Consider the following 13,178-nt stretch of genomic DNA (forward strand, 5'->3'; position numbering starts at 1 on the left):
TAATTTATCTACCCCATAGTGACCCCAAGACCAGTATGCATAATAGATATAATCCATATATTGTATATTTCAAGGGTTTTTCTCTGGAAAATATACTATATGTTGTGGTTATCTAATAACGATAGTGACTTCCCAACGACCATTCAATAATTTACCATTATTTACAAGCCCCTAAAGCCCGTCAAATCAACGTTTTCAAATTCAATTTCAGCCTTTTATCTTTATCTAATCGTCATACGCTCACCATTCAATACTCTCTCATTTCACAAAAAACCATATGTTCCAACAAACCTACATACCCATAGACATTTTAATTACATCAACTTCAGTTAAGCTTTGCTCAGTCAGAAAGGACCCGCTTTTGACTATGGACATTTTCGATTGATGAATGCAGGCTAGGTTTATAAAAGTTGTATTTTTTAGAATCTATATTTAGCACAGCCATTTTGATGTAATATTTTATATTTGATTTTCACTTCTTCATCTTAGTTTGTAACCATGCCCTACCTAATTATTTTCAATTGCCGTATATCTTGGATAATCGTAGCCTTCGCTGTTAACCAGAACTTTATCATCAGTATCTTTATTAACGACTCTAATGCAGAGGATCTCCCAGTTTTCATTCACCCCACCTGCTACCCCAGTGATCCAAGGCTGGTCCTTAAAAAAGTCATTCGCAAAACTGTGAAAATCATTGTAATCCAACTCCACTTCTTTCACTATGATATATCTTTGACCGCGCTGCCCCAGTTTCATAGTATTTTCAGTAATTTCCTTTAACTCCACTAGATTACGAACTTTTCTTCCAAACAAAGATTCCATTTAATCATCACTCCCTCAAATCGCGATCTATCTCATAAATACTAAACTTCCCCCTCTTCTTCTGTATCTGGATTCAATCCGTTTTTAAAATATCCTTACTCAAAAAGCCATCAAATCAGCGTTTTTAGAACCTACCGTTTTTATCTCCCACTATTTTTACCTTTTCCTTGTTCAAGCTGCTTCTGTGCAGTCTTCATATGGTCAATAAAATCTCTCTCAACTTGCGTTAATTGAGCTTTGCTTCGTTCTTTATATTTTTGATACTCCAATTCTGCTTTATATTTTGCCTTTTCGTGGCTAATTTTTCCGGCATGATTTAGCAATTCGCTTCCACTCATTTTTATAAAGTCATCTAGTTTCCCTATCCAATCCTTCATATACATAGGTCTTTGTCTAATTGCCTGTAGCTCGGCAAATTCTAAATAAGCAGTAACTAATCTATTCAAAATCTTTATCTCATCTTCACTTAAATAATTCTTGGCAATTGAGGCATCCGCTTTTCTTAAACTCTTACCATCAAAAGATGTCATTCCCATCAAGTCTTTGTCTGCATTAGCACGCAAATAAACAATTTCTGCAGCTGTATAACCATGAGCTGCATAGTGCATTTTATTTTGTACTATTTTAAAAAACTCCATTGATTCCGATGCCTTGGGATCATAATCAATACTTGTTGCATAAATATCAAGTATTTGTCGATAAAAGACTTTCTCACTTGAACGAATATCTCTAATGCGTTCTAGAAGTTCCTGAAAATAATTACCCCCACCCGCGTTCTTAAGAAGGTCATCGTTCATAGCAAAACCTTTTTTCAAATACTCTTTTAAGATACTGCTTGCCCAGATACGAAATTGTGTGCCACGAAGCGACTTTACCCGATAACCGACTGAAATTATAACATCGAGGTTATAGTAGTCAACATGATAGGTTTTGCCATCCGTCGCAGTTGTTGCATAATTTGCAACAACTGAATCACGTTCAAGCTCGCCTTCAGTAAAAATATTTTTTATATGTCGCGAGATTGTAGATTTATCCCTCTGAAATAACTCTGCCATTTGATCTATTGAAAGCCATACAGTGTCACCATCAAAATTTGTTTCTATTTTAGTTAATCCGTCTTCAGTCTGATACATGATTATTTTCGAATCCATTAGATCACCCCGTTTATTTAGATTGATTAGCTAATATTTTACCTGCCTGCCATACATACTCATGTATTAATCCCCAATCAATCATCACCATTCAATATACATTTATTATCACAACAATTTGTGTTAATTGTGATTGAACGGTAATACATAAAACCTTTTTAAACACTTAGTTACTGTTTAGAAAATGGCTTAAACCTTGGTGTATCTAGCATTCTATAACGTTATCTGACCATCATTCTGACTTCCCAATGTTTATTCAATCATTTTTCCATTTTCAGGAATTTAAAAAGCCCGTCAATTCAACGTTTTCAATTTCTAGACTTCCAAAAATTAGGTGAAAAATGACCTTTTTATCTTTTTATACTAACAAAATGGTAATATGTTGATTAGATAAAATCCATATATTGTATATTTGATGGAATTTTCGTTAAAAACATACTATATATTGTGGTTATCTAATAACAATAGTGACTTCCTTAACTCCATTCAATATTTTTCATTATTTTTGGTTACCAAAAAGCCCGTCAATTCAACGTTTTCCAAATTCAAAACACCTGATTTTAGCCATTTTATCTTTATATACTAACAAAATGGTACTATGTTATATAGATAAATCCCATATATTGTATAATTTCGTGACTTTTCACTGATTTTAATACTATATGTTGCGTTTATCTCTTGACCATTCTGACTTCCCTAAACTCCATTCAATATTTTTCCATATTTTTGGTTACTAAAAAGCCCGTCAATTCAACGTTTTCCAAAATCAAAACACCCAATTTTAACCATTTTATCTTTATAAACTAACAAAATAGTACTATGTCATTTAGATAAACCCATATATTGTATATTTTCATGATTTTTCAATGTTTTTAACACAATATGTCGTGGTTATCTCTTGACCATTCTGACTTCCACTTCTCCATTCAATCTTTTCCCCAATATTTCAGGTCTCCAAAAACCCCGACACTCTCAATCTTTTTCAGAACCCATATCTTTAAAAACAACCATATGATCTATTTCAAAGTAACCCCATAACCTCAAAAATTGTGCATACTATAGCTAATGCAGATCTAACCACCTACCCAATTCCCTCAAATCAAGCAAACAATCATAAACAAAACAAAGATAATCCTCTAACCTCATCAAAGAATAATAATTTCTATAAAAACGGAACATCCTCATTCTCTTCACCAGATTCAGAATGAATGCTACACAATACCTCACCATCTTTATAGATAACCACTCCATGTTCAGGACATATCTCATCACCATAATTATTAAAATATTCATTAAACACAACCAACGAGTCTTGAATCCCCTCAAGCTGAATATATGTTAAATAATTATTTCTCAACTCTAACCGATTGGCTAAACAAACCTCTACTTTAGCCTTCTCTAGCAACTCAACTACACTTGGAACGGCAATCATTGCAATAATTCCTAATATTACCATGGTGACCAGCAATTCAATCAATGTGAATCCTTTCTCTTTCAACAAACGCATAGTTGTCTTCTTCTTAGAGGTCATATAAAAACACCTCCATGTACTATTAAAATTAGGTTTTTCAAAATAAATAATTAGGGCATCTAACCCCACCTCACACCATACCCATGACAACCAACGTGTCTAAGGCGTTTCCACCCACAGCATAGCCGAGTGCCCCCATTGATAACGGTAAGGAGACATCACCAAACTTCTTATGACAAAAAACCTTCTAGATACACGAATCCACGTCTGTATATCTAGAATAAAAGCACCACTTTAACTTACAAATTCATTTTCTTGTACACTTTTCTTATTCGCTAATCCCAGAACATACTCCTGAATTTCCATAGAAGTCATCTGAACAAACTCATGGATTAAATACTCCACTTCCTCATATCCACCCAAAACAGCCTTCCCGATAAAAATCTTCGGAAACACCGCTTCTCTATGCACTTCATTATCCCCAAGAAGCTCTTCATACATCTTCTCTCCGGGGCGAATTCCCGAGTATTGAATCCCGATTTCTTCTATTGTATATCCAGAAAGTTTAATAAGGTTCTTCGCTAGATCCACAATCTTAACCGGTTCTCCCATATCAAGAACAAAGATTTCTCCTCCACGAGCTAGAGCACCTGCTTGAATCACCAATCTAGAAGCTTCCGGAATCGTCATAAAGTATCGAGTCATATCCGGATGTGTTACCGTTACTGGGCCACCAGCTTGAATCTGCTTTTTAAATAAAGGAATTACACTTCCACGACTACCGAGTACATTCCCAAATCGAACAGCCACAAACTTCGTCTTGCTATGTTGTGCCAAATGCTGAATGACCATCTCAGCAATCCGCTTCGTGGATCCCATCACATTCGTTGGGTTTACTGCTTTGTCTGAAGAAACAAGCACGAACGTTCCAATCGAGAACGTATCTGCTGCTTCTGCTACATTTTTTGTTCCAATTACATTGTTCTTTACAGATTCCTTTGGATTGTACTCCATTAACGGTACATGCTTATGCGCCGCTGCGTGATAAACCACATCTGGTCGATGTAGTTCCATCACCTCGAAGATACGATGACGATCTTGAATATCTGCGATAATCGGAATGATTTCAAAATCATTTTTGTATTTGTTTCTAATCTCCATATCAATCTGATAAATGGAGTTTTCGCCATGTCCTAATAACAAAAGCTTTTTCGGCTGAAATTTACTTACTTGTCGGCAAATCTCTGAACCGATTGATCCACCAGCTCCAGTTACAAGAATCGTATTACCAGTAATCTTTTTCGAAATACTATCCATATCAAGCTCGACTGGATCACGACCAAGTAAGTCTTCCACTTCAACATCGCGGAATTGTTTTACAGAAACTCGTCCGATCATCACATCTTCCACTTTTGGCATAATCACTGTTTTCGCCTTGGTTTTTGCGCATTCCTGAAAAATGCTATTCATTTCTTTTTTACTAAGTGATGGAATGGCAATGATTACTTTATCAATATTCCACTCTTCTACTGCTTCTTGAATACTCACTGATGTCCCAACAACAGGTATTCCATGTATATCAAGCTTTAGTAAGTGTGTATTATCATCGATAAAAGCAACTGGGACAATTCCCGCATCTTGATTATTTAATAATTGGCGCGCAAGTAGAGTTCCTGCTGCTCCTGCTCCAACGATAAGTGCTCTTTCTTGTTCACTTTTCGGCTTAATATAACGATCTCGGTATACTCTCCATGAAAACCTTGAGCCACCGATCAATAACACATGCATCATCCATGCAAGAGATAACGCCCTTACATAGATGTCCTGAAATAGAACTAATTGAACAACTGCTGCTGACATAACCGCAAAGCTCACGGCTTTCACAATGGCTACTAGTTCTCCGACACTCGCATACTGCCAGGCCTTCTGATATAAACGATAATATGATGCAAAGATATGATGGCTAACCAGTAAGGTAACGGAACTAATCAATAGGGTCTTGTATGTAAAGACCTGGACTGTCGGATGGAGTATGATATAGCTTATATAGATGGCTGTTAAAACGATAAGTGAGTCTAACACGGTTAAAAATGTTAACCTTTTTTGAAAAGACAATCGTACCCTCCCCTTTCTAAATATTTGCTCGTAGTAACGCTTTAAAGCGTTATGAGCATAAAAATATCTAAGAAAAGACATATAATTCATATATTTTTTCTTAGATATTGACTTCCAATTAAAAGATTCCTAGAAACTTCTTTACTTTCACTTTTTCTGGAATCTCTTTCATCACGTTCTTTCCTTCAATTAGTAGTTCTGCATTTTCTGTATAGAAGTAGACCATGTCATTTCCGAACTTAGACTCCACGATATCTAGCGCATCCATCATCAAAAATGTTCGATTATTCACATTATGTGCATCAGATGCTAGAAAATGAGTAAGATTTGCCTCGATCAGCTGTGTGGAAAACTTCTGGATTTTCTTCCCGAAATATCCTGCTACACTTGAAGCTGTTAGTTGAGTAAGAGCCCCTTTCTTGACGAGGTTGTATAAAATATCCGGATTCGTGATTATTTCTGTGTTTCGTTCTGGGTGAACGATAATCGGTGTTAATCCTTTTAGCTGAATATCAAATAGTAATCGATCGGTATATCTAGGTACATGACCTGAAGGGAGCTCCACGAATACATATTGAGTTTGATTTAATGGAAGGATATGAATAAGCTCTTCTTCTTCAAGAAATTCACCAAAGATTCTCGTTTCCTGACCTGGGAGAATCTTCAAGGGGATTTGTCCCTTCTGAAGTACCTCATTCAACTTGGTTACCTCTTCAATAATCGTTTGCTTATTGTTGTCATAACGCCCGTTTTTATGATGGGGAGTAGCGATAATTGTATCAATGCCTTCCTTTACCGCTTCTCTTGCCATTGCAACGGACTCACTTATATCCTTCGCTCCATCATCAAGAGATGGGAGGATATGACAATGGATATCAATCATATCATTCACTACTCTCCAAATATTTTAATCTGAGATTATTCAATACCGATACATATCATACCATTTGCCTATTAAACTGGCAATTAACTCCTATTTGCCACCATAATAGTAATAGTATTGAGATTGGTCTTGCTTCTTATTGTTTAAAATAACCCCTAATAACTTGGCTTTTGATGTGGTTAGCTGTTCTTTCGCTTTTACCGCATTTTCTTTTTCTGTGAAACCTGATGAAACAACTAGCACCGTTCCATCACACTTATTCGCTAGTAGCTGAGCATCTGTCACCACTAACACAGGAGGAGTGTCAAATATTACCAGATCATACACTTTTAAAGCTGTCTCCAAAAACTCATCCATAGAACGTGAGCTAAGTAGTTCGGATGGATTCGGGGGAATTGGCCCACAAGGTAATACATATAAATTTGATGTATCAATTTGTGTTACGGCATCATCTAAGTCGGATTGCTTGGTTAGTACAGTTGTTAGCCCGAATGTATTCGTAATGCTAAAAGTATAGTGAACGGTTGGTTTTCTCATATCCGCGTCGACCAGCAGGACTTTATTTCCCTGTTGAGCGAACACAGTTGCTAAATTGGCTACAGTCGTAGATTTCCCTTCTCCAGGTCCGGATGAAGTAACCATTAACGTACGGATTTCATTATCTATTTGTGAAAATTGAATATTGGTACGGATCGTACGATATTGCTCTGATACAGGAGATTTAGGATCGTTCTTTACTACGAGCTTACGCTTAAAGTCCGACACCTTTGATTTTTTTTCTTTTTTAAACGCCAACTCTCTCACCTCTTGTACGTGTTTTGCTTGAACGGCTTGTTTCTGGCACGGTTTCTTGAATGGTTGGGATAGCACCTAGTACAGGTAGTCCTAATGTTTGCTCTATATCCTGTTCTGTCTTGATTGTGTTATCAAGGTACTCCATTAGAAACGCTAACCCAACACCGATCATCAACCCTACGATAAGGGCAATGGCGATATTCATTAATGGCTGCGGCTTAATTGGAGATTGATTGTCTAAAACTACTGCTTTAGCTAAGATGCTAACATTGTCTACATTCATAATGTCTTTGATTTCTGCTTGGAAAATGGAAGCCGTCTCATTCGCTATATCAGCTGCTAAATTTGGATCTGCGTCTTGAACAGAAATGGTCACTACCTGAGAGTTTTGCTCACTTTGAACGGTAATTTTTCCATTTAGCTGGCCCGTTGTCATATTTAGATCAAGTTCTTTAATGACTAAATCTAGGATAGCTGGGCTTTTAATAATGACGTTGTACGTGTTGATTAATTGAAGGTTGGTCTGAACTTCACCAGCACTGTAAGTGTTTTGTTCATTTTTTGATTGGTTTACAAGGATTTGCGTTGATGCTTGATAAATCGGAGTAAGGTAAAAATAACTAATCAAACCACTAATTGTTGCAAATAGAATCGTAATTAAAGCTATTAAACTAAGACGTTTTTTTAACGTTAGAAATAGTTCTTTTAAACTTATTGTCTCTTCCATCATATCCTCCTAAAATGAAAAACTCATAGTATTATATCATATAATGTTGTAAAATCTGGTGGTTTTTGTCATACTTTATATGATTTTGTAGAATCATTTTTTCGTCTTTCTTAATAATAACTGTTTTTTTATAAAATCCTACTACTCTTTTTAAATTTACAGCAATTAACAAATCAATAGGAGTGATCAATTTTGCGAGCCTTTTTTACCACTATGATTGGACTTTTATGTTTGATTCTACTTATTCTCGGGAACTTACATTGGCAAAAGAAAACCGAAGTAACAGGAAGTGGTTCAAGTCAACAAGCTACTGTTTCGGAGGAAGGTTCGGAAGCATTTGCGCAAGTGGAGCCAGTCCTAAATTACACAACCAATTGGTCTGAGCAAGAAAAAATGCATTTCCAAACTGCTCTATCTGAAAATCGTCCCTATCATATTCTTATTGTTGGATCAGAACAACTAGGTGAAGGTGAATCTTCTTGGCCTATTTTATTTCAGAATGAAGTGGTAGCTACATATGGAGAAAATGTTATTTCTATTGAATCAAGGACCTACACAGAAACTACATCAGAGTTTGTTGAATCTGGAAAGCAAGCAGAATTCATTGCGAATCAAGCAGACCTGATTATCTGGGAGCCTTTTATCTTAAGTGATAATGCGGTTGTTCCGATTGAAGCTACCCTAGAGAATATCTCATCTGTGATTAATGAGGTAAAAGAATCGAATCCGAATACAACATTTATTCTCCAGCCTCCAAATCCCTTGTACCAACCAAAGCTTTATAAAACACAAGTAGAAGAGTTAAAAGCATTCGCTGAGGCACAAGGAATACCCTATCTCGATCACTGGACAAGTTGGCCTGACCCTATGTCTGAGCAAATACGCGAATATTTAAATGAATACAATCAACCGAATGAAAAAGGACATCGCGTTTGGGCAGATTACTTAGTTCAACGGTTTATAAGCCAATAAATGAAAGACAGTAGATATTGTTATCTGCTGTCTTTTTTTGTACACTTTAAAATTTCTAGAACATTTATCCTGTTTATCCAACAAAATCCTCTATTTTCTCTTATATATGGTAAGATAGAAGTAGTTATTTTTCATAGATTAGGAGGATTTGTCAAAAAATGAAGAAAAAAGTCGTATCTCTTACGTCCGCTGTTCTACTAACTTCTACCTTTGCCACTCAAGCACTTGCTAGCACCTATACTGTACAAAAAGGAGATACCTTGACTCGTATTGCAGTGAAACACAACACCACTGTCTCGTCATTAAAATCCTTAAATCAGTTATCTACTGATATGATTTATATTAACCAGGTTTTAAAGGTGGTCGAAGCTTCATCTCCTACTCAAACCGTACAGACTCCAGTTGTTACACCAACCACAACTGAAGTAAAAACCCATACTGTTGTAGCTGGAGATAGTTTAAGCAAGATTGCTCGAATCTATAATATTTCTTTAAATGATCTCAGAAAATGGAATAACCTAACAAATGATTTAATTTATCCTGGACAGAAGTTTGTGGTATCAGCCCCTTCTAGTACAGTAAGTTCACCTGTTACTGCACCTGTTGTTTCTACACCAGCGCCAGTTACACCAGTTGTTACGACCCCAACAACTACTCCATCTGTAAGCGAATATATTGTAAGAAGCGGTGACTATTTAGGGAAAATTGCTCCACAGTTCGGGCTAACGGTCCAAGAATTAAAAACACTTAATGGACTAACTTCTGATCGGATTTATGTTGGTCAAAAATTACTAGTAAGTAAGGCGGGTGCTTCAACCCCACCTACAGAAGCGGTAACAACTCCAACACCTACGGCTACACCAGTGGTTGATTTTGCAAAAACTCTGATGGGAGTTCCTTATGTTTGGGGAGGAAGCACTCCTTCTGGCTTTGACTGCAGCGGCTTTATTCATTATGTATTCAATCAGACTGGAACGAAGATTGGACGCTATTCTACCGATGGTTACTATAGTCGTTCCTATTATGTGGACCAACCTCAGGTTGGGGACCTAGTATTCTTTGAAAATACATACAAAGCTGGTATCTCTCATATGGGAATTTATCTCGGAAACAATGAATTTATTCACGCAGATGGAACCAAGGGTGTTATGATTACTAGCCTTGACAACTCGTATTATAAGCAACGATTTGATGGGTTTAAGAGATTTTATTAGACAGCAACAAAAGCCACGAATATCCCGAAGGTATTCGTGGCTTTTCATCATTGATTTCTTTCAAAGTGCCAAGCATCCTTGCACATATCAATTACATCAAGCTTTGCTTTCCAACCTAGTTCTTTCTCAGCTTTTTGGGTATCTGCATAAAAAGAAGCAATGTCACCAGCTCTTCGATCAACAATTTCATACGGAACTTTGATCTCGTTTGCTTTTTCAAAAGCATGAATGAGCTCTAGTACGCTTGTACCTTTACCAGTCCCTAGATTGAATACTTTAACCCCTGTAGTTAAATCGTTTAGCGCTGCCACATGTCCTTCAGCTAAGTCCACTACATGAATATAATCCCGAACCCCTGTACCATCTGGAGTAGGGTAATCGTTCCCAAACACCCTTAATTTATCTAGTTTCCCTTTAGCTACTTGAGTTACATAAGGCATGAGGTTATTAGGGATACCATTTGGAGCCTCACCAATTAGACCACTTTTATGAGCACCCACTGGATTAAAGTATCTAAGTAATGCAACCGAGAAGGATGGATTTGCTTTTACAATATCCGTTAGAATTCTTTCACTCATAGCTTTTGTTTCCCCATACGGGTTAGTTGTTGGTAAAAGATCCATTGTTTCAACGAATGGTACTTTATTGTCGCCGTAAACGGTTGCTGAGGAACTAAAGACAAAGCGCTGTACTCCATACTTCAAACAAGCATTACTTAAAACTAATGTACTTACAACATTGTTGTAGTAATAGGAAATTGGCTTCTCGACCGACTCTCCAACTGCTTTGTAACCTGCAAAGTGAATAACCCCATCGATTTTATGATTGTTAAAAATCGATTCAACCTCTGATTCATTTGTTACGTCCACTTGGTAAAAAACTACTTCTTTATTAGTAATTTGCTTAATCTTATCTAACGCCTCTATTTTACTATTACTTAAATTATCTGCTACGATAACTTCATGTCCTGCCTCTAGTAATGCCACACATGTATGGGAACCGATATAACCAGCTCCACCAGTCACTAAAATTTTCATTTCACCACAACTCCTAAAATTTCCAATTTATGATAAAATACCTAACGACATATTACACTCTATTTCTAGTTGAAGCAACCTACACCCCTTTAGGGATTACTACTCTTTTTGTGAATATTCACAAACTTCTTGGATATATTTCTTATTTCTCGCTTTTAATAAAGATGCATTTTCTATATAATGGATTTATGATTGTTTTTTCCTAGTAGATTGGAAGTTTTTTAAAGTTATACTATTAAAAAATAGGAATCTTCTCCGATGTAATATAGTAAGTAGTAAGATTTTTACTAGAAATGAGGATTCTCAATGATTAATATAAATGAAAAAGATTTTATTGAGACTGTTCAAGTAAAGGGTTTGCAAGTATCCTTACTTGCCTCAAGCAGTTCAACCGAGATCATTCATCATAAACTGGATAATGGCGCAAATTGGGCATTGGAGCCTGAGGAGGGTTGGGAAGCTCTAGAATATCTTCTTGTCTTAAGTGGAGAACTAAAAACCTTCCCTTATAATGAAAAGGTTCCTAACCTAAAAGCTGGAGATTCTTTCCTTAAACATCCTGTAAAAGAGGTTTATACTTTCCAAGCCGTTGGGACTACTGAGTTCCTTTATGTTACTTCTCAGCCAATTTTCCATCGCTACAGTAAAATTGTGAATGAGATGATAGAGTTAGTAAAGTCCATTGAAGCTAAAGATGGATATACTCTTAATCATTGCACAAGAATTACTCGTCTTTCTATGATAATTGGTGAGGCAATGGGAATGGATTCTGAGCAAATACTCAAGCTAAATTTAGCTTCCTTTTTTCATGATGTTGGAAAGGTTGAAATCCCTGAAAATATATTAAAAAAACCTGGGAAGTTAACAGATGAAGAATGGATTACCATGCGAAAACACCCTACTATTGGAAGAAATTTATTAGAAGGTTCAAATATCCCTGTGCTTGCATCAGTTGCAAAAATTGTAGAACAGCATCATGAGCGATTTGACGGAAAGGGCTATCCGAAAGGGTTAACTGGAGATGAAATTTCTATGGAAGCTGCTATTATTTCTGTCGTTGATTCCTTCGATGCGATGACAACCGATCGTGTCTACCAAGAAAGAAGATCCCCAGAATATGCATTTAATGAATTATTACAATGTCGTGGAACTATGTATCATCCCGAAGTTGTTGATAAGTTTATAGAATTAAAAGATAGTATACTAGGAGTGAGTGAAAAGTGAAAAAAGTATTATTTTCTTTTGTAGCATTATTAATTTTTACTATCAGCATTGCAGTTTCACCTGCCAAAGCAGCTTATTTACCAGAAAACGATAAGTATGTAGAAGTTTCTTATGAAGAAGCACGTGCCATTGCTGATTTATTAGGATTAAAGGGTGTTCCACTTGGTGAAGAGACAGCTAGAATTTCATTTGAAGTCCAAGAAGCTATGATTGCTAAGATTGAAACAATTATTAATAAAGAAATAGACCACTATTATATCTGGCTAACAGTTAACGGACAACCAGTTTTAGGAATTGATCCTCCTGTAGTTTTAATTTAATTAAAAGTAAGTAAAACCTCGGTAAAAAATACCGAGGTTTTACTTTTCATATAATTCAATAGGCAATCCATCAGGATCCGCAAAAAACGTAAATTTTTTCTCTGTAAATTCATCCACTCTAATCGTCTCTACCTCAATTCTCTTCTTGACTAACTCTTCTACTGCTTCTTCAATATTCTCTACTTCAAATGCCAAATGTCTTAGCCCTGCCGCTTCAGGAAAGCTCGGTCTATCTGGAGGATTTGGAAACGAAAAGAGTTCGATTTGGTATTGGCCGTTCACCTCTAGGTCAAGCTTGTAGGAGTCTCTCTGTTGCCGATAGACTTCGTTTTTTGGTGTTAGTCCGAGGATTTCAGTATAAAATTCCTTTGATTTCTCATAGTTGCCGCAAATGATGGCAATGTGATGAATTTTGTTTAGTTTCATATCTTGTCCCTGCCTTTTCAA

The 13,178-nt window shown here is 36.3% G+C and carries 13 protein-coding genes; 4 read left to right on the forward strand and 9 right to left on the reverse strand.

Translation table 11 applies throughout. The features are described 5' to 3' along the window. Positions 1-507: 507 nt before the first annotated feature. The 7 genes from MKX65_RS22790 to MKX65_RS22820 all read right to left on the reverse strand — a co-directional run bounded on the left by MKX65_RS22790 (position 508) and on the right by MKX65_RS22820 (position 7,964). Positions 508-822: a DUF6329 domain-containing protein gene (locus MKX65_RS22790; RefSeq protein WP_340905789.1), complete on the reverse strand. Its 315-nt coding sequence runs from the start codon at positions 820-822 to the stop codon at positions 508-510. Positions 823-962: 140 nt separating this feature from the next. Continuing rightward, on the reverse strand, positions 963-1,973 hold the full coding sequence (locus tag MKX65_RS22795; RefSeq protein ID WP_340905791.1) for a virulence RhuM family protein: 1,011 nt from the start codon (positions 1,971-1,973) through the stop codon (positions 963-965). A 1,162-nt stretch (positions 1,974-3,135) separates the two neighbouring features. Continuing rightward, complete coding sequence (locus MKX65_RS22800; protein ID WP_340905792.1) at positions 3,136-3,504, reverse strand: type II secretion system protein; 369 nt, start codon at positions 3,502-3,504, stop codon at positions 3,136-3,138. Positions 3,505-3,738: 234 nt separating this feature from the next. Next, a complete protein-coding gene (locus tag MKX65_RS22805) occupies positions 3,739-5,559 on the reverse strand; it encodes a polysaccharide biosynthesis protein (RefSeq protein ID WP_340905793.1) in 1,821 nt (606 codons plus the stop codon). A 118-nt stretch (positions 5,560-5,677) separates the two neighbouring features. Beyond that, positions 5,678-6,442, reverse strand: a complete 765-nt coding sequence (locus tag MKX65_RS22810) for a tyrosine-protein phosphatase (RefSeq protein WP_340905794.1) — start codon at positions 6,440-6,442, stop codon at positions 5,678-5,680. A 90-nt stretch (positions 6,443-6,532) separates the two neighbouring features. Further along, positions 6,533-7,237 carry a CpsD/CapB family tyrosine-protein kinase gene (locus tag MKX65_RS22815; RefSeq protein WP_340905795.1) on the reverse strand — a complete coding sequence of 235 codons (705 nt, stop codon included), beginning with the start codon at positions 7,235-7,237 and terminating at the stop codon, positions 6,533-6,535. Next, complete coding sequence (locus MKX65_RS22820) at positions 7,227-7,964, reverse strand: YveK family protein (RefSeq protein WP_340905796.1); 738 nt, start codon at positions 7,962-7,964, stop codon at positions 7,227-7,229. The genes MKX65_RS22815 and MKX65_RS22820 overlap by 11 nt, the downstream gene beginning before the upstream one ends. A 192-nt stretch (positions 7,965-8,156) precedes the next feature. On the opposite strand from MKX65_RS22820, the gene MKX65_RS22825 reads away from it, so the two are divergent. Both MKX65_RS22825 and MKX65_RS22830 read left to right on the forward strand, forming a co-directional pair. Further along, positions 8,157-8,936 (forward strand): SGNH/GDSL hydrolase family protein, encoded by a 780-nt coding sequence (locus MKX65_RS22825; protein WP_340905798.1) that lies wholly within the window; start codon positions 8,157-8,159, stop codon positions 8,934-8,936. A gap of 158 nt (positions 8,937-9,094) precedes the next feature. Further along, positions 9,095-10,150, forward strand: coding sequence for a C40 family peptidase (locus MKX65_RS22830; protein ID WP_340905800.1), 1,056 nt, complete (start codon positions 9,095-9,097; stop codon positions 10,148-10,150). 47 nt (positions 10,151-10,197) lie between these two features. On the opposite strand, the gene galE is transcribed toward MKX65_RS22830, so the two are convergent. Then, positions 10,198-11,187, reverse strand: a complete 990-nt coding sequence (gene galE, locus MKX65_RS22835) for a UDP-glucose 4-epimerase GalE (protein ID WP_340905802.1) — start codon at positions 11,185-11,187, stop codon at positions 10,198-10,200. Positions 11,188-11,493: 306 nt separating this feature from the next. On the opposite strand from galE, the gene MKX65_RS22840 reads away from it, so the two are divergent. Both MKX65_RS22840 and MKX65_RS22845 read left to right on the forward strand, forming a co-directional pair. Further along, the gene (locus MKX65_RS22840; protein ID WP_340905803.1) at positions 11,494-12,411 is read left to right on the forward strand and encodes an HD-GYP domain-containing protein; all 918 of its coding nucleotides are present in this window, start codon (positions 11,494-11,496) and stop codon (positions 12,409-12,411) included. After that, positions 12,408-12,731 carry an 8-amino-7-oxononanoate synthase gene (locus tag MKX65_RS22845; protein ID WP_340905804.1) on the forward strand — a complete coding sequence of 108 codons (324 nt, stop codon included), beginning with the start codon at positions 12,408-12,410 and terminating at the stop codon, positions 12,729-12,731. Before MKX65_RS22840 ends, MKX65_RS22845 begins: the two co-directional genes overlap by 4 nt. A gap of 39 nt (positions 12,732-12,770) precedes the next feature. Here MKX65_RS22845 and gloA2 read toward each other — a convergent pair whose 3' ends face one another. Continuing rightward, positions 12,771-13,157, reverse strand: a complete 387-nt coding sequence (gene gloA2, locus MKX65_RS22850) for an SMU1112c/YaeR family gloxylase I-like metalloprotein (protein ID WP_340905806.1) — start codon at positions 13,155-13,157, stop codon at positions 12,771-12,773. Between the last annotated feature and the right edge of the window lie 21 nt (positions 13,158-13,178).

It is taken from the genome of Robertmurraya sp. FSL R5-0851 (genome assembly GCF_038002965.1).
Lineage (GTDB): Bacteria > Bacillota > Bacilli > Bacillales > Cytobacillaceae > Robertmurraya_A > Robertmurraya_A beringensis.